Annotated in this window: 19 protein-coding genes and 1 tRNA gene; 12 read left to right on the top strand and 8 right to left on the bottom strand. The window is 67.8% G+C overall.

Going from position 1 to position 16,221, the window contains the following annotated elements; translation table 11 throughout:
• The first annotated feature begins 2 nt into the window (after positions 1 to 2).
• A complete protein-coding gene (locus KW830_RS01105; RefSeq protein ID WP_083520252.1) occupies positions 3 to 1,541 on the top strand; it encodes a transporter substrate-binding domain-containing protein in 1,539 nt (512 codons plus the stop codon).
• 108 nt (positions 1,542 to 1,649) lie between these two features.
• On the opposite strand, the gene KW830_RS01100 is transcribed toward KW830_RS01105, so the two are convergent.
• Positions 1,650 to 2,156, bottom strand: coding sequence for a ClbS/DfsB family four-helix bundle protein (locus KW830_RS01100; protein ID WP_370626068.1), 507 nt, complete (start codon positions 2,154 to 2,156; stop codon positions 1,650 to 1,652).
• Positions 2,157 to 2,177: 21 nt separating this feature from the next.
• Positions 2,178 to 2,537 carry a hypothetical protein gene (locus tag KW830_RS01095; RefSeq protein ID WP_218331665.1) on the bottom strand — a complete coding sequence of 120 codons (360 nt, stop codon included), beginning with the start codon at positions 2,535 to 2,537 and terminating at the stop codon, positions 2,178 to 2,180.
• Between the two features lie 322 nt (positions 2,538 to 2,859).
• Between KW830_RS01095 and KW830_RS01090 the strand changes: the two genes are divergently transcribed.
• Positions 2,860 to 2,936: transfer RNA gene (locus tag KW830_RS01090), tRNA-Arg, on the top strand.
• Between the two features lie 130 nt (positions 2,937 to 3,066).
• On the opposite strand, the gene KW830_RS01085 is transcribed toward KW830_RS01090, so the two are convergent.
• The 3 genes from KW830_RS01085 to KW830_RS01075 all read right to left on the bottom strand — a co-directional run bounded on the left by KW830_RS01085 (position 3,067) and on the right by KW830_RS01075 (position 4,588).
• Positions 3,067 to 3,342: a hypothetical protein gene (locus KW830_RS01085; RefSeq protein ID WP_218331663.1), complete on the bottom strand. Its 276-nt coding sequence runs from the start codon at positions 3,340 to 3,342 to the stop codon at positions 3,067 to 3,069.
• A gap of 161 nt (positions 3,343 to 3,503) precedes the next feature.
• Positions 3,504 to 3,971 carry a GNAT family N-acetyltransferase gene (locus tag KW830_RS01080; protein ID WP_218331661.1) on the bottom strand — a complete coding sequence of 156 codons (468 nt, stop codon included), beginning with the start codon at positions 3,969 to 3,971 and terminating at the stop codon, positions 3,504 to 3,506.
• 47 nt (positions 3,972 to 4,018) lie between these two features.
• Entirely contained in the window at positions 4,019 to 4,588 is a 570-nt protein-coding gene (locus KW830_RS01075) for an XRE family transcriptional regulator (RefSeq protein WP_218331659.1), read from the bottom strand.
• 49 nt (positions 4,589 to 4,637) lie between these two features.
• Here KW830_RS01075 and KW830_RS01070 point away from each other — a divergent pair, with 49 nt between their 5' ends.
• The 5 genes from KW830_RS01070 to arsH all read left to right on the top strand — a co-directional run bounded on the left by KW830_RS01070 (position 4,638) and on the right by arsH (position 8,602).
• The gene (locus tag KW830_RS01070) at positions 4,638 to 5,543 is read left to right on the top strand and encodes a DMT family transporter (RefSeq protein WP_218331657.1); all 906 of its coding nucleotides are present in this window, start codon (positions 4,638 to 4,640) and stop codon (positions 5,541 to 5,543) included.
• Positions 5,544 to 5,751: 208 nt separating this feature from the next.
• Positions 5,752 to 6,105 carry a helix-turn-helix transcriptional regulator gene (locus KW830_RS01065; protein ID WP_066533503.1) on the top strand — a complete coding sequence of 118 codons (354 nt, stop codon included), beginning with the start codon at positions 5,752 to 5,754 and terminating at the stop codon, positions 6,103 to 6,105.
• A 10-nt stretch (positions 6,106 to 6,115) separates the two neighbouring features.
• The gene (locus tag KW830_RS01060; RefSeq protein ID WP_066533504.1) at positions 6,116 to 6,604 is read left to right on the top strand and encodes an arsenate reductase ArsC; all 489 of its coding nucleotides are present in this window, start codon (positions 6,116 to 6,118) and stop codon (positions 6,602 to 6,604) included.
• 1 nt (position 6,605) lies between these two features.
• Complete coding sequence (gene arsB / locus KW830_RS01055; protein ID WP_255578024.1) at positions 6,606 to 7,706, top strand: ACR3 family arsenite efflux transporter; 1,101 nt, start codon at positions 6,606 to 6,608, stop codon at positions 7,704 to 7,706.
• Positions 7,707 to 7,819: 113 nt separating this feature from the next.
• Positions 7,820 to 8,602, top strand: coding sequence for an arsenical resistance protein ArsH (gene arsH, locus KW830_RS01050; protein WP_218331655.1), 783 nt, complete (start codon positions 7,820 to 7,822; stop codon positions 8,600 to 8,602).
• An 83-nt stretch (positions 8,603 to 8,685) separates the two neighbouring features.
• Here the strand turns inward: arsH and KW830_RS01045 are convergent, their stop codons facing one another.
• Entirely contained in the window at positions 8,686 to 9,939 is a 1,254-nt protein-coding gene (locus tag KW830_RS01045) for an MFS transporter (RefSeq protein WP_218331653.1), read from the bottom strand.
• A 192-nt stretch (positions 9,940 to 10,131) separates the two neighbouring features.
• On the opposite strand from KW830_RS01045, the gene KW830_RS01040 reads away from it, so the two are divergent.
• Positions 10,132 to 11,070: a LysR substrate-binding domain-containing protein gene (locus KW830_RS01040; RefSeq protein WP_218331651.1), complete on the top strand. Its 939-nt coding sequence runs from the start codon at positions 10,132 to 10,134 to the stop codon at positions 11,068 to 11,070.
• Positions 11,071 to 11,083: 13 nt separating this feature from the next.
• On the opposite strand, the gene KW830_RS01035 is transcribed toward KW830_RS01040, so the two are convergent.
• Positions 11,084 to 11,464, bottom strand: a complete 381-nt coding sequence (locus KW830_RS01035) for a tautomerase family protein (protein WP_066533509.1) — start codon at positions 11,462 to 11,464, stop codon at positions 11,084 to 11,086.
• Between the two features lie 91 nt (positions 11,465 to 11,555).
• Here KW830_RS01035 and KW830_RS01030 point away from each other — a divergent pair, with 91 nt between their 5' ends.
• A complete protein-coding gene (locus KW830_RS01030; RefSeq protein ID WP_218331649.1) occupies positions 11,556 to 12,425 on the top strand; it encodes a LysR substrate-binding domain-containing protein in 870 nt (289 codons plus the stop codon).
• A gap of 127 nt (positions 12,426 to 12,552) precedes the next feature.
• On the opposite strand, the gene KW830_RS01025 is transcribed toward KW830_RS01030, so the two are convergent.
• On the bottom strand, positions 12,553 to 13,188 hold the full coding sequence (locus KW830_RS01025) for a LysE family translocator (protein ID WP_218331648.1): 636 nt from the start codon (positions 13,186 to 13,188) through the stop codon (positions 12,553 to 12,555).
• A gap of 186 nt (positions 13,189 to 13,374) precedes the next feature.
• On the opposite strand from KW830_RS01025, the gene KW830_RS01020 reads away from it, so the two are divergent.
• From KW830_RS01020 to KW830_RS01010, 3 genes are all read left to right on the top strand, one after another.
• On the top strand, positions 13,375 to 14,412 hold the full coding sequence (locus KW830_RS01020; protein ID WP_218331646.1) for a LysR family transcriptional regulator: 1,038 nt from the start codon (positions 13,375 to 13,377) through the stop codon (positions 14,410 to 14,412).
• Between the two features lie 196 nt (positions 14,413 to 14,608).
• On the top strand, positions 14,609 to 15,133 hold the full coding sequence (locus KW830_RS01015) for a sigma-70 family RNA polymerase sigma factor (RefSeq protein WP_218331644.1): 525 nt from the start codon (positions 14,609 to 14,611) through the stop codon (positions 15,131 to 15,133).
• Positions 15,130 to 16,122, top strand: coding sequence for a FecR domain-containing protein (locus KW830_RS01010; RefSeq protein ID WP_218331641.1), 993 nt, complete (start codon positions 15,130 to 15,132; stop codon positions 16,120 to 16,122). Before KW830_RS01015 ends, KW830_RS01010 begins: the two co-directional genes overlap by 4 nt.
• The last annotated feature ends 99 nt before the right edge of the window (positions 16,123 to 16,221 follow it).

Here is a 16,221-nt window from a genome sequence, read left to right as displayed (position 1 = left end):
CCATGCACACGCTCCTACGCACTCTTCTGCCCGTGATGGCCGCTGCGGCCCTGGCGGGAGCGGGGTCCGCCCATGGCCGGACGCTGGCAGAGATTCGCAACACGGGGGAGCTGCGCGTGTGCGTGGCCGGATCCAGCGCGGACTTCTACCGCACCAACGCCCAGGAATTTGCCCGCTACCTGGGGGTGCCCGCCAGGGTGGAAAACCTGCCCTCCTGGGATGCGCAGTTCGTCAACGCCCAAGGCGTGGTCCAGCGCGATGCGCGTTACGAAGCCGCGCCGCTGGCCTCGGGCCGCTGCGACCTGTACCCCAACGATCTGCACATCACCCCGTGGCGCGAACAGAAGATGGTGCTGGTGCCGTATTTCTCGACCCGCAACGTGGTGGTGGCGCGGCCAGACGCGCGCACCATCCTGCGCAGCCCGGACGACCTTGCCGGGCGCACAGCGGCCGTGCAGGCCGGCACGGCGTATGAGGGATGGCTGCGCAGCTACAACGCCACCAACAAAAATACGCCCATCACCATCCACCCCCTACCGACCGCACAGGCCATGCAGGCGGTGGCACAGCGCCGTGCCGACTTCACCGTGATCGCCGCCGAGTCGGCCTTCAAATGGGTCCGTGACGATCTGGACAACCTCGATCTGCTGTTTCCGGTGGGGGAACTCACACAGGTTGGCTGGGGCATTTCCCCGAATACCCCGGATCTGGAGCAGACACTGAGCGCCTTCTTCAGCCAGAGCCGCCGCGTCGGGTCGGGCCTGGATATCTCCTGGCGCAACAAGTACGGTGTGTCGCTGATGGAGTACCAGATGTACTCAGCCTCCTTCGACACCGACCACCAGTGGCGCGATCTGCTCGTGACCTGGGGGATTCCTGCAGGTTCGGCACTGGCGGGGCTGCTGCTGGCCATGGCCTTCTGGGCCCGACGGCTTCACCGCGAGGTGGCCCGCCACCGCCTGACCGTACAGGCGCTGCGCGAGAGCCAGCAGCAGATGCACGACGAAGCCGCGCGCGGCCAGGCAGTTTCCGATCTGCTGCGGGGACTGCAACTGGTGGATTCGCTGGAAGCCTTCGGCCAGGTCACCCTCAGGGAACTGGCACGCCATCTGCCGCTGGGCCAGAGCCTGATTGCCGTGGTGGATGGAAGCGATCAGCGCCTGCAGGCCCTGGCGCACTATGCCGGCACGGCCGCCACGCCCTCCCAGGCGCTGGCCGATTTTCCGATGACCACCGGGCTGATGGCCCGCTGCGCCAGCACCGCCGAACCCGTGCTGGTGGAGGCCCCGGGTCCGCAGTACCTGCGCATCCGCTCCGGCCTTGGCCACTGCACACCAGCGTCTCTTCTGCTGGTGCCGATACGGCATGCCGGCCAGGTGGTTGCCGTCATCGAAATGGCCAGCACCCAGCCTTTGACCCCTGCACACCGGGAGCTGCTGGCGGCACTGGAGCCGATTGTGGCCACCGGCATCCACCGGCTGCAGAAAGAGACTGCCTCCGCACCACCGCACACCGACTCGCACCGTGAAGCATGCTGCTGAGCCAGCGCCCTGCCAGGGGGCGCAGCAAAAGCTGCAAGCCAACATTCCCCGTCGAATGCCTGCGGGCTGTACAAGATGGCGCGATCTGGCGCGGGCCAGCGAACACCCTCAGGCCAGCTGGTGCAGCTTCTTCCACTTGCGGATGCGGACCCGCGCATTGGCGTTGGGGGATGATGTGTTGAACTGGATCATGCGCCCCAGTGTGTATTTGCCATACCAGGGCGCGCCGTACAGCTGTGCATCGCTGCAGGCTTCCACCAGCGCCACGATGCGCGCGTGCACCTGGGCCAACTGCTGCAGCAGCGCCGGGTAGTCCTGGTGCGCGTGGTCGGCGTAGAACTTCTGCGCCAGCAGCCCCAGTTCATTCCACTGGTAGCCCGTCTCCGGGAAATCGACAGACTCCCCTTGGGCCTTGCGGTCACACCACTTGAGCACCAGCAGGTTCCAGCCGACCAGGTAGGCCACCAGATCCGCCGGGCTCATGCACGTGCCTTGGGCATGGCCTTCCATGGTGGCGTCATGGGCGCGCGCATCGGGGATGGTGCACAGGTCCGCCCACAGCCTGGCATGCGTGGTCTGGATGGCTTCTAGCAGTTCCTGCTTGTTCTGTGGCACGCCCACCCATACCCCCTGCGATCAGCCGCTGAAGGGAATGCGGTTCAGGCGGCTGGCATACACGGTCACGCCCATGAGCAGCACGGCGGTGACCACGACAGCTGCCTTGGCGCCACGCTGCCACACCAATGGCCCGGCATACTGGCCGGCGGACTTCCATGTGGCCCGCCACCACCCAAAGGCATAGAGCAAGCCGAATTGCCAGGCCGTTGCCTGCATATAGGGCAAATGGGTGGCCAAAGCGTACATGGCCAGCATGCACGCGCCGCCTCCGCCCAGGCCAAAGCCCCAGAACACGGTGCGCAGCGGGTAGTTGCCGGCAAGGTAGCCTGTCAGCCCCGTGGCGTTCTGGCGGGACTTTGGAAGTGCTTTGCTCCTCATGCGGGCAATGTAACAGGCGCTCACAAACAGCCGGGAAATCCAATGCACACAGCGACCACCGCTGCAGGCACCGTACAGCCTGGGGCCCCATCTCAGTCGAGGCATGCCGCAGGATCGACCGGCGTGATGGCCAACATTCCGGCAGGATGGGAAGGCCGTGGAGATAACGAAAGAGCGCATGGCGCTGCAAAGTCCCGCGTGCCCAATCGCTGGCATAATCAGCGGCTACCCTGAAAGCACGGGAGGGGGAATACGGCGCGCTGCGCTCCACCCACCGTGATGGCCATCCCCTAGAGGGCATTTCAGACAGTTAACCAAGCGTGTGGCGTTAGCTCAGTTGGATAGAGCAACAGCCTTCTAAGCTGTGGGTCACTGGTTCGATTCCAGTACGCCGCACCACCGCTGCCAAGCCGTACCGGTTCGCCGGTGCGGCTTTTTTCATGCCCCGGTCCTGCATACGGCGTAAGGGCCCGCACCAGGGATGCGGCTGCCCTGGCTGCAGCCGCGGTCGGCGTGCCGTGGCGCTGCCTTATGCGGTGGGCGCGTGCTCCACCAGGGGGTGCAGGCTGCCATCGGCCGCCACCAGCGCATTCACCGCAGCACCACCTTGCACCGGCACGCCCAGGAACACGGCTTCCCAGCCGGGGCGCAGCACGTAGTTCATGGTGTCGTTGACCAGCTTGCGGGTGTCGTTGAGTTCACGCAGCGCGGCGTCGGTCAGCTCAAAGCGCTGGGGATATTGTTGGCTGTGGGCGGTCCAGTGCTCCCGGAGCGCGGCGACCATGTGGTTGTAGAGGGCTGACATGGGGGCAAGTCTAAACGCAGACGCGGCGCCCCCTGGGAAATGAAGCACAGCTTCAGGCCGGTGCTGCGGCACGCCTGGCCACGGGCTGCACCACGGCACCGGGATGCCCCAGGTCGCAAAACAGGTCGCAGAACGGGGCGATTCGACGGTACTCCGCGCCGTCAGTTCTGAGCCACAGCAACGGGCGGCTTGAGCATCTCGATGTGGGGGATGCCGTCCTCGTCGTAGATCTCACCCACCGGCAGGAACCCCAGCGAACCATAGAACTTGTGGAGATGGGCCTGGGCCCCGATGCGGATGCCTGTTCCAGGGAACTTGGCTTCGGCAAACGCAATGGCTTCTGTGACCAGCGCACGGCCAATCTGCAGCTTGCGGTACTGCGCCACCGCCATGACACGGCCGATGGACGGCTCGCGGTATTTGACGCCGGGATCGACGACACGCGCATAGGCAGCCAGCTCGCCGTCCAACAGGACGGACAGATGCCAGGACTGGGTGTCTGCGCCATCTGCTTCCTGGTACGCACAGGCCTGCTCCACCACAAACACGGCTTCGCGTGCCTGGATGATGTTGTACATCTCCAGCGCGGAGAACGACTCCATGCGGTTCCATTTGAACTTCAGATCCATCTGTCTTCTTTCCTCTTTGCTCATTTTTTTGGGGGTAGCTGTGCCCATCACCGGTAGTGGCTCTTGATCACCAGGTAGCGTGCGGTCGCGTCCGCCGGGTTTTCAAACGTTTGTTCCTGGGTGGTGGACATCCTGGCGCAATCACCGGGCTGCAGCTCGTAGAGCACTTCTGCACAATGCAGATTCAACCGGCCCGCAAGCAGCAACACCTGATCGTCTGAATGCAGGCTTTCGGTGGCCGCGAAGGTCACGGTCTTGTGCGCGGGCAGCTCCACCGCCACGACTTCCGTGGCGCTGTCATCCCCTGGCGGCGATACCAGCCGACGGATATAGCCCGTCTCCGGATCCACCCAGTGCGGCTGCTCCAGCATCCTGCGCACGGCGGTGGTGGGGGTGCGCGGCTCGCTCATCAGAGCCGACAGGCTCAGCCCCATGGCATCGGCAATTTTGGACAGCAGCACGGCCGTGGGGGTGCTCTGCCCCCGCTCGATCTTGGAAATCATGGCGCGGCTGACGTCCGCCATCCCGGCCAGCTGGTCGAGTGTCAGCCCCCGTCGGTTGCGCTCTTCGCGGACACGACGGGGTATCAGGTGCTCAGGGGAGGTGTGGGTTGCCATGCCATCTACTATAGTAGAAAATCTACTTTAGTGGAATTCTCTGATTGTCATGTTGTCAAACTCAACCGTCGCTCCGGTGCTGGCACTGCTCCTGAACTGCGTGGTCTGGGGGGTCTCATGGTGGCCGCTGAAGCAGCTGCAGGGCATGGGGATGCACCCGCTGTGGGCCACTGCGGTCATCTACCTAGTCGTGGCGGTCGTGGTCGCTGTCTGGCGCCCCAGCGCGGTGCGCTTGCTGGCCCGAACGCCCGCACTGTGGTGGATATTGATGGCCTCGGGCTTCACGAACGCGGCATTCAACTGGGCGGTCGGAATAGGCGATGTGGTGCGGGTTGTCCTTCTTTTCTATCTCATGCCGCTGTGGTCACTGCCGCTGGCCAGACTGCTGCTTCAGGAACGCATGACGGCGCCAGCAGTGCTGCGTGCGGTGCTGACGGTGATCGGTGCGGCCTTTGTTCTGATGCAGCCCGGTGCCAGCACGGACACCAGCCCAGGCAGCACTGCCCAGCCGGTGCTTGCGGATGTGCTGGCGACGCTTTCCGGATTTGCATTCGCGCTGAACACGGTGATGCTGAGGCGCGGTGCCGCGTTGCCCAGCGAAGGCCGCGCCATTGCGATGTTCCTTGGCGGGGCGATGGTTGCGGGCACTGCGGCCATCGCCTTCTCTTGCGGAGCGGCTGCGGCAACGATGGAAGTGGGTTTTCCGTCGGCATCCGGCCCCTGGCTGGTGCTGGTGGCGGGCCTCGCGGTGGCTTTTCTCGCCTCCAACCTGTGCCTTCAATACGGGGCGGCACGGCTTACGGCCAGAGTGACCGCCGTGGTCATGCCGTGTGAAGTGGTGTTTGCGGCGGTCACCGCCGTATGGTGGGGCGGTGCCGCAGTGCATGCAGGGCTGATGGTCGGCGGGGCGCTGATCCTGTCGGCGGCGTTTGCCAGCGTTCTAGGACGGCGGTAAGCACGGCTGGCTGCGGAGCCTGTGCCCAGACACCCCGACGCAGTGCACTCAGGGCCCGCGATGCCGGGTGGTGCTGCGTCACCCCGATGCCCAAGGGGCGGTCTGACCGAACTCCGGGCCAGACTAGGCCCCACCCACGCCGCTACCTCCAGCGGTTGTTTTGGCAGCGGGCTTTGCTTCATTTCAATAATTCAAATATTATTGAAATATGAATGAAGACCAAGTCATCCAATCCCTGGCCGCACTGGCCCATGCGGTCCGGCTGCGCGTGTTCCGTGCGCTGGTGGTGGCCGGTGCAGGCGGGCTGACGCCTTCCGTGCTGGCCGAGCAGCTGGACGTGGCCGGCACCGCCCTGTCCTTTCACCTGAAGGAACTGGTGCGCGCCGGTCTGGTGACGCAGGAGCGCTGCAGCCGCAACCTGATCTACCGCGCGGCCTACGCGCAGATGGATGCCGTGCTGGGCTACCTGACCGAAAACTGCTGCGCCGGCGCCGACTGCGGCCAGTCCGTGGGCAGTTGCTGCCCCGGCGACGACGCCGCCACCTCCAACCCCTCCGCTTGAGGCTGACCCCATGACCACCCACATCCTGGTGCTGTGCACCCACAATTCCGCCCGCAGCGTGCTGGCCGAGGCCATGTTCAACCACTGGGCCCGGCAGTTGGGCATAGACGCCCAGGCCCACAGCGCCGGTGCCGCGCCCAGCGGCCGGGTGCACCCGCAGGCCCTGGCGGCGCTGCGCGCGGCCGGGGTCGATGTGTCTACCCTGTCCAGCAAGCACATGGATGCGTTTGCCCAGCCCGGTGCGCCGCAGATGCGCGTGGTCATCACGGTGTGCGACAGCGCGGCAGCCCAGCCCTGCCCGATCTGGCCCGGCGCCCCCGTGCGTGCGCATTGGAGCTACCCCGACCCTTCCGCCGCACCGCCCGAGCAGCAGGCCCAGCGGTTTGAGCTGACACGCCAGGCCCTGGCCTACCGCATGCTGCAGCTGGTGCAGCTACCGTTTGCCCAACTGGATTCCGCCGCACTGCAGCCGCTGGTGGCGCGCATCGGAGCGAACTGAGATGACCGCCCCGATGCCTGCTACCGAGACCTCCACCACAGCCGCCCCGGCCCCACGTGCAGCGGCCCGCCCGGCCCTGGGGGTGTTCGAGCGCTATCTGACTTTGTGGGTGCTGCTGTGCATTGCCGCTGGCGTGGCACTGGGCCATGCGCTGCCGGGGCTGACCGCCGCGGTGGCCCGCATGGAAGTGGCCCAGGTCAACCTGCCCGTGGGGGCGCTGATCTGGGTGATGGTCATTCCCATGCTGGTCAAGATTGACTTTGCCGCGCTGGCGCAGGTGAAGGCGCATGCCCGCGCCATGGGGGTGACGCTGTTCATCAACTGGGCGGTCAAACCGTTTTCCATGGCGCTGCTGGCGTGGCTGTTTGTGCGCCAGCTGTTTGCGCCCTGGCTGGATGCGGCGCAGATCGACAGCTATGTGGCCGGCCTGATTCTGCTGGCCGCCGCGCCCTGCACGGCCATGGTCTTTGTCTGGAGTCAGCTGTGCAAGGGCGACCCGTATTTCACGCTGTCGCAGGTGGCGCTGAACGACGCCATCATGCTGCTGGCCTTTGCGCCCATTGTGGCGCTGCTGCTGGGCATGTCGTCCATCACCGTGCCCTGGGACACGCTGCTGGCCTCGGTGGTGCTCTACATCCTGGCGCCGGTGGCCCTGGCGCAGGCGCTGCGCCGCCACCTGCTCAAACAGGGTGAGGCCGCCTTCCAGCGTGCCACGGCGGTCATGGGCCCGCTGTCCATGGCTGCGCTGCTGCTGACGCTGGTGCTGTTGTTTGCCTTTCAGGGCCAGTCCATCCTGGCCCAGCCCGTGGTGATTGCGCTGCTGGCCGTGCCCATTCTGATCCAGGTGATCTTCACCGCTGGCCTGGCCTACGGGCTGAACCGGCGGCTGGGGGTGGCGCACTGCGTGGCCGGGCCTTCGGCACTGATTGGCGCCAGCAACTTCTTTGAACTGGCGGTGGCCACGGCGATTGCCCTGTTCGGCCTGCACTCGGGCGCCGCACTGGCCACCGTGGTCGGCGTGCTGATTGAAGTGCCCGCCATGCTGGCCGTGGTGGCGGTGGTGAACCGCAGCCGCCGCTGGTATGAAAGCGGGGCCGCCTGAGCCAGTACCCGCGCTGGCGTCTTTCGCCCGGCTACCGGCATCCGCCCAGCCCATGCCCCGCCTGTCTGCCTGTCTGCCTGTCTGCCTGTCACCTGATCCTTGAGCACCGCCGCATGTCCACCATTGCCATTTCCGATACGCCTTCCGACATCACCTCCGACACTCCCCCCGACACTGCGTCATCTGCCGCAGTCCTCTGCCCCCAGCTCGACCCGGGCAGCTTCCGCGTTCCCACACAGCAGGCGCTGCACGCGGTGCAGCCGTCCACGCACGCACCGCGCATCCTGATGCTGTATGGCTCGCTGCGCGAGCGCTCGTACAGCAAGCTGCTGACCCTGGAAGCGGCACGCCTGCTGCAGGGCATGGGTGCCGAGGTGCGCATCTTCGACCCCGCAGGTCTGCCCCAGCCCGACGCCGCGCCGGCCGACCACCCCAGGGTGCAGGCCCTGCGCGAACTGGTGCTGTGGAGCGAAGGTATGGTCTGGACATCGCCCGAGCGCCACGGCGCGATGACCGGCATCATGAAGTCGCAGATCGACTGGATTCCGCTGTCCGAAGGGGCGGTGCGCCCCACGCAGGGCAAGACCCTGGCCGTGATGCAGGTCAGCGGCGGCTCCCAGTCTTTCAACGCGGTCAACCAGTTGCGCGTGCTGGGCCGCTGGATGCGGCTGTTGACCATTCCCAACCAGAGCTCGGTCGCCAAGGCCTATGACGAATTCACCGAGGCAGGCCGCATGAAGCCATCGCCCTACTACGACCGCGTGGTGGACGTGATGGAAGAGCTGGTCAAGTTCACCTTGCTGACACGCGATGCCGCCCCGTATCTGGTGGACCGCTACAGCGAACGCAAGGAGGCGCTGGCCCGCCAGCACGCCCAGACGCTGGCCAGCATGTGAGGTGGGCCGTGTCCCGTGCGCCTGCCGTGGGCCCCGGCCAGGACCACGGTGGCTGCGGCAGCCGCCGTGGCGTGCCGTGCCGGTCAGGCAGCGGCCGCTGCCGTGCGCGCCGGCAGGCGGGCTTCGCGGATCGGCAGGTTCACCAGCGCTGCCAGCAGGGCCAGCACCGCATCGGCCCACCACATCCATTCGTAGCTGCCGGTGGTGGTGATGGCGATGCCGCCCAGCCACGCCCCCAGAAAACCGCCCACCTGGTGGCTCAGCAAGGTCAGGCCAAACAGCGTGGCCAGGTAGCGGGTGCCGAACAGCTTGGCCGTCAGCCCCGCCGTGGGCGGCACGGTGGCCAGCCAGGTGGCCCCCAGCGCCAGCGCAAAGATGTAGAAGGTGGCCGGCTCCTTGGGCGCCGCCAGGTACAGCAGGATGGCGACCACGCGCGAGAGGTACATCCAGAACAGGATCATCTTCATGCGCACACGCTCGCCCAGCGCGCCGACGACCAGGCTGCCCGCCACGTTCGCCAGGCCGATGATGGCCAGCGAGGTGGACGCCACATTGGCGCTGAGCCCGCACAGATCGACCTCGCCCGGCATGTGCGTCACCAGAAAGGCGATGTGGAAGCCGCAGGTGAAGAACCCGGCGTGCAGGCACCAGTAGCTCTTGTTGCGCAGCGCCTGGCGCAGCTGCTCGCGCAGCGTGGTGCCGGCGGGCGCTGCCGCAGCGGCCGGTGCTGCTGTGGCGGAAGGGGCTTGCGGGGTTGCTGCAGCGGCCGCACGCGGCGTGCCGCGCAGCCACCAGGCCATGGGCGCGGTGGACAGCGCCAGCACGGCCATCATCCACATGGCAGACACCCAGCCGAATGCCGTCATCACCGCCTGGTTCAGCGGTGCAAAAATGAACTGCCCCATGCTGCCACCGGCATTGATCACCCCGCCGGCCACCGAACGGCGGTTGGCCGGGATGCGTTGTGCCGTCGCGCCGATCAGGATGGAGAAACTGCCCGCCCCGGCGCCGGCGGCGCTCAGCAGGCCCACGGCCACGATCAGCCCCCATTCGCTGGTGACCTGGGTGGTCAGCGCGCAGCCGGCCGCCAGCAGTGCGGCACCGATCACGATCACCCGACCCGGGCCCCAGCGGTCGGCCACGGCGCCAAACACCGGCTGCACCGCCCCCCACACCAGCTGGCCGATGGCCATGGCCAGGCTGATCTTGGCAATGCCCAAGCCGGTGGCCGAGTTGAGCGGCGACATGAACAGCCCCAGCGACTGCCGCGCGCCCATGGTCACCATCAGGATGGCGGCGGCGACCAGCACCAGGCCCCAAGCGCCCCGGGCCTTCATGCGTGCCCCCGTTGCAGGCGGCGCGCCATCACGCGTCCTCTCCATCGGCCCATCACTTGACCCACCATTTGCTCGCACTCCGACATACCAACTCCTCACGCCCACAGGCGATCCACGATGGCGAAATTGTCAAATCTCCGCGCCTGCGCGACAAACGATTTAAAAACTGCCATGGAATAGAATTTCTGCACCATGCCTACCCCTCTCCCCCTAAAGTCTCTGGCGGTTTTCGATGCGGTGATGAAACACCACAGCTTCACCATGGCAGCAGCGGAGCTGCATGTCACACCCGGCGCCGTGGGCCAGCAGATCCAGAAGCTGGAGGAATGGCTGGGACAGCCGCTGTTTGTGCGCAGCATCCGCCAGATCCAGCCCACGCCCGAGGCCCAGACCTACTGGGCCGCCGTACAACCGGCGCTGGCGCGCATCCAGCAGGCCAGCGACCAGCTGCGTCAGCTGGATGCGCACCAGGTGTGGCTGTCCATGCCGCCCACGCTGGCCGCCAAATGGTTTGCGCCGCGCATGGCGGCGTTTCTGCAGCGGCGCCCGGACATCTCGCTGCACCTGAGCGCCACCACCGACATGGTGGATTTCGAGCGCGACCGCGTGGACCTGGCGGTGCGCCACTTCGGCGGCCAGGCCCCGGGTCTGCAGGCCGAACTGCTGTACGCCGACAGCGCCCACCTGTACTGCGCGCCCGGCTACGCCCAGCGCCTGGGCCTGCACCAGCCGGACGATCTGGCCCGCGCCACCTTGCTGCACACCACGCTGCTGCCCTACTGGCGCGACTGGCTGCGGCGCTTCAGCAGCCTGGGCGATGCGCAGATTGCCCAGCTGCCCAGCCTGCACTTTGACCAGTCGATGCTGGCCATCGAGGCCGCGCGCCACCACCAGGGCGTGGTGCTGAGCAGCCCGCTGCTGGTCCAGCAGGAACTGCGCGACGGTGTGCTGTGCGAGCCGCTGGGCCTGCGCATGGCCGTGGACAAGGGCTATTACCTGGTGTCCCCACGCCACACGCCGCTGCGCCCGGCCGCCGCCGCCCTGCGCGAGTGGCTGCTGGAAACGGCTGCGCAGGAGCGGGAGGCCGGGGCGGACATGGGACTGCAGCCGGAGAGCAGGCCAGGGGCCTAGCCCCGGCGCCGGTTCAGGCGTACTGCGCCTCGCCATGGCCCAGCGACCAGTTGGCCCGGTCCACCTCGACCAGGCTGATGAACACATCCTCCGGGCGAACACCGGGGCTGCGGCCCAGGCGCTCCACGATCTGGCGGTACAGCGCTTTCTTCTGCGCCTCGCTGCGGGTGTTGTTGGCGGTGATCTGGATGATCACCAGATCGTCGCTGCGCGCCACGCCCAGGTAGGAGGCGTTGTAGCGGAAGTGGGAAGCCTCGCATTCCGCCATGGTGGCGAAGTGGTTGTCCTCGGGCACATTGAATGTGGCGTGCATGGCCTGGTGCAGGCTGTCGAAGATCGCCTGGCGGTAGGCCTCGGGCTTGCCGGCACGCAGGGTGATGTGGGTCAGTGGCATGAAACACCTCCGCAAGTGAAGAATGAAAGATGTCTGCATGCTAGGCATTTCAAATATTTATCAAAAGGAATTTCATTGATAAACTTTTGAAATGACAAAACAGCCTGTGCAACGCCCTCTGGACCTGGATGCCGTGGCCACTTTTCTGCAGGTGGCCGAGCTGGGCAGCTTCACCCGCGCCGCCGAAACGCTGCAGACCACGCAAGCCGCCGTGAGCCTGAAGCTCAAGCGCCTGGAAGACCGGCTGGGCTGCCGCCTGCTGGAACGCACGCCCCGCTACGTGGAACTGTCTCCCCAGGGCACGGCTTTTGTGGCGCATGCGCGTGCGCTGCTGGAGGCCCACCACCATGCCCTGAGCGCCTTCACCGGCGCGCGCCAGCGCCTGGTCATCGGCATCAGCGACCATGTGGCCGGGCCCGAGTTGCCGGCGCTGGTCGCTCGGCTGAACGCCCGGCATCCCGATCTGCTGATCGTGCTGCGCATAGGCTCATCCGGCGAGCTGCTGCAACGTTATGACCGGCGCGAACTGGATGCCGCCCTGGTGCGCCTGCACAGCGGGCGCACCGACGGCGAAGTGCTGACCGAAGAACCGTTTGGCTGGCTGGCGGCCCCGCACTGGCAGCCGCGTGCGGGCGAGCCCCTGCCCATCGTGACCCTGGCCGAGCCCTGCGGCGTACGCCAGATGGCCAGCAAGCTGCTGGATGCCGCCGCCCTGCCTTGGGCCGAAGTGTTTGTGGGTGGCGGGGTGGGCACCGTCAGCCAGGCCGTGATGGCCGGCCTGGGCATCGCCGCCCTGGCGCCGCGCATGCTGCCCCTGGGGGCCGTGGACGTGGGGGCCCGGCTGGGCCTGCCGGCCTTGCCCCGCCTACCGGTCCTGCTGCACAGCCACACCCGCGATGCACGGGCCTGCGCCGCACTGGACGAATTGGCAGCGGCCTACCGCAGCGCGATCCGCCCGTAAGCCGGGCCCACCACCCAGCCCAGGTGCGCGGGCGGGCAGCAGGGGTGGGGCCGCACCACGGCGGCCCGGGTGCGGGGAGGAAGATACCGCAGTGCCCTCGGGCAACGCACGCCGCCGTCCAGCATCATCACCCTTGCGGCCACAGCGCCTGCAGCGACCAGGCGGCCGCCAGCAGCGCCATGGCCAGCAGCGCCAGCAGGGACCACAGCGTCAGCACCCGCTGGTGGCGCTGCACGCGCGGGTGCTGGGCGGCAGCGATGTAGCCGGCCAGGATCAGCAGGTCCAGCCCCACCCAGATGGCGGCCAGCAGGCCCAGCCGCGCCAGCGGGTTGGCGGCGGCATGCAGAAACTGCGGGAACAGCGCGGCAAAGAACAGAATGTCCTTGGGGTTGGCCACGGCCACGCCAAAGCCGCGCCGCCAGCCGCCCTGGCGCCCGGTGGGAGCCCCTGCGGACGTGGTGCTATGCCGCCCTGCGGCGCCCCAGGCACGCAGGCCGCCCACGGCCAGCACGATCAGAAAGCCGCTGCCCGCCAGCCCCAGCCAGGCCAGGGCCTGCGGATGCAGCACCAGCACCCCGCCCACCACCAGCGCTGCCAGCGCCATCAGCACCAGCGCCCCGCTGCTGGTGCCCAGGGCCGTGCGCCAGGCCATGCCCCGGCCCTGCTGCAGCGCCACCTGGGTGATGTAGGCCACGACCGGGCCGGGGGTGGCGATCAGCAGCACGATGGACAGCACATAGGACAGCAACAGGGCAGCAGGCATGGGAGCGGGCAGAGGCAGTGGCAGTGGCAGGAGAAAGGACTCAAAGGGACCCAAATGGACCCAAACGGGGCCGGATTCTGGCGGGAGACGGCGTGCGCGCAAAACGCAAATAACGCATCTACACTGTGAGTTTTACGCACAATGCCCGCCCGGCAGACCGCTTGCGGTGGGGCGGGTCCCGCAACCATGCCCCTGCCCCCGCTGTATGCCCTGCGCGCCTTTGAGGCCGCCGCACGCACCGCATCCTTCACCCGCGCGGGGGAGGAGTTGCACCTCACGCCCAGCGCCATCAGCCGCCATATCCGCACGCTGGAGGCGCAGCTGCAGCGCCCGCTGTTCACCCGCCACGGCCCGCGCGTGGCCCTGACGGCCGAAGGCCAGCTGCTGGCGCAGGAGCTGAGTGCGGGCTTTCGCACCATCGAACGTGCTTGCGCCCGCATGCAGCAGCGCAGCGACGGCCTGCGGCTGAAGGCCCCAACCTCGCTCACCACCCGCTGGCTGCTGGCCGCACTGCAGGCCCACCGCCCCGCGCTGCCGCAGGAACGGGTGCTGCTGCACAGCCAGTGGATGGATGTGGACCATGTGGACTTTGCCAGCGAGCCGTACGACTGCGCAGTGCTGCTGGGCCACTTTCGCCCGCACCCGCAGTGGCACAGCCTGAAGCTGGTGGATGAATGGCTGCTGCCGGTGTGCAGCCCGGCCGTGGCGGCGCAACTGGGTCTGCAGCCCATTCCCCATGCACCGGGAGCGCCGGGGGCACCGGATGGGCCCGATGTTCCCGATCCCGCCGCATCGGCTGCGCAGGCGGAGCAGGTCACACCGGCCACACGGCTGCTGCAGCAACTGCCGCACACCGTGGTCATCCACCCTTCCCCCGACCGGCGCGACTGGCGCCGCTGGTGTGCCGGCCTGGGTCTGGCCCGGGAGCCGGACAGCCCCACGGCCCTGGTGTTTGACACGCTGGAACAAGGCATGGCCGCCGCCATCCAGGGCCACGGCGTCAGCATGGCGGACCTGGCCTTGGCCGCAGACGCCCTGCGCAGCGGACAGCTGGTGGCCGCCGTGCCCACGGCCGTGCCCACCGGCGACGGCTACCACCTGGTCTGGCCACGGGGCAGCGCCCACGACAGCGCCATCCGGGCGCTGGGACGCTGGCTGAAAGCGCGCGTGCCGCGCCTGGGGGATCTGGGTGTGGAGCGGCGCACGCTGCGCGAAACGGAATGAGCCGGAATAAGGGGAGACAACGCGGCGCGATGGCAAGTGGAAGCGCCATGGGTCGCTGGTGGGCGGTCTATCGACGGTGCAGTGCCAATAGCGCAGTGGCCGGTTCGCCACGGGATACCGCAAGGGCTTCTTGCAAATGAGAATTGATCTCATAATGACGCCCTTTGCCGACACCCCTCCTGCCTGCACTTGCGCCATGTCTGCCACGCCCACCGCCGCCCACCCCGAAGTCACCGCCCTGTACACCGCGCACCAGGGTTGGCTGCAGGGCTGGCTGCGCCGGCGCCTGGGCAATGCCTGGGAAGCGGCCGATCTGGCACAGGACACCTTTGTGCGCCTGCTGGCCACGCCTACGGGCCAGGCCGACCTGCAGACCGCGCCGCTGCGTGAGCCGCGCGCCTACCTGGCCACGGTAGCGCGGCGGCTGCTGATCAACCACCTGCGCCGCCAGTCGCTGGAGCAGGCCTATCTGGAGGCCCTGGCCGCCCTGCCCGAGGCCCAGACGCCCTCGCCCGAGCAGCAGCTGGTCATTCTGCAAAGCCTGCAGGAGCTGGATGCCATGCTGGACAGCCTGCCGCCCAAGGTGCGTTCCGTGTTTGTGCTGTCCCAGGTGGAGGGGCTGACCTATGCCGCCATTGCCGAGGAGCTGGGCATGGGCCTGCGCTCCGTCAAGCGCTATATGGCCCAGGCCATGGCCGAATGCATTTTGCTGGCGCCATGAACCGCAGCACCGCATCCGCTTCGGTGTCCGCTGCCGCGCAGCCCCCGCTGTCACGCGAAGTCGCCCTGCAGGCCGCCGAATGGTTTGTGCAGCTGCAAGACGGTGATGCCACGGCCGCCGACCACCAGGCCTGCGCCGCCTGGCGTGCCCAGGCACCCGCCCACGAACAGGCCTGGCAACGCGCCCTGGCCGTGAGCCAGCGCGCCGCCGGCGTGCCGTCCGCACTGGGCAGCAGCCTGCGCCGGCCCCAGCGTGTGGCGCGCCGCGATGCAGCCCGCGCCCTGGCCGTGCTGATGGTGGCCGCCCCTGCGGGCTGGCTGGCCTGGCGCACCGAGCCCTGGCAGCGCTGGACGGCCAGCCACGCCACGGCCACCGGCGAATGGCGCAGCTGGACGCTGGCCGATGGCAGCCGCATGACGCTGGACACGGCCACGGTGGTGCAGATCGAATTTGACGGCCACCAACGCAGCATCCACCTGCGTTCCGGAGCGGTGTTTCTGGAAACCGCTCCCGACCCGAATCCTGTGCACCGCCCCTTGGTGGTGTTAACACCCCAGGGGCGGGTGCGCGCCATCGGCACGCGCTTCAGCGTGAGCACCGAGGGCGACCGCAGCCAGGTGGCCGTGCTGCAAGGGGCGGTGGACGTGCAGCCGCGGGATGCCACCACGGCGCTGCGCCTGCAGGCGGGCGAGCAGACCGCGTTCGACCGGCACCAGGTGGCGGCCGCGCAGCCGGCCGACAGCGGCGCCGGCCAGTGGGCCCGGGGCGTGCTGGCCGTGGACGATGTGCAGCTGGGCGACTTTGTGGCAGAACTGGGCCGCTACCGCCATGGCCTGCTGCGCTGCGATCCGGCCGTGGCCGGCCTGCGGCTGACCGGCGCTTTCCAGCTGGCCGACACCGATGCCGTGCTGCAGAACCTGGTGCACCTGCTGCCGGTGCAGGTGATCTACCGCACCCGCTACTGGGTCACCGTGCTGCCTGCCGGTTGATTTTTGGGGGCCATGGGGCGTGGTGTGACCCCGGCCCGGCCCCGGTTTGGCCCTTTCTTGGAGCTGGTTTGGCCCCTTTTGCAAGACCGGTGTGTCCTG

Origin of the sequence: Comamonas sp. CMM03 (assembly GCF_019218715.1) — a bacterium.
Classification (GTDB): Bacteria; Pseudomonadota; Gammaproteobacteria; order Burkholderiales; family Burkholderiaceae_C; genus Comamonas; species Comamonas terrigena.
The sequence above is the reverse complement of the archived record's forward strand: the minus strand, read 5'-3'. Positions and strand labels throughout refer to the sequence as shown.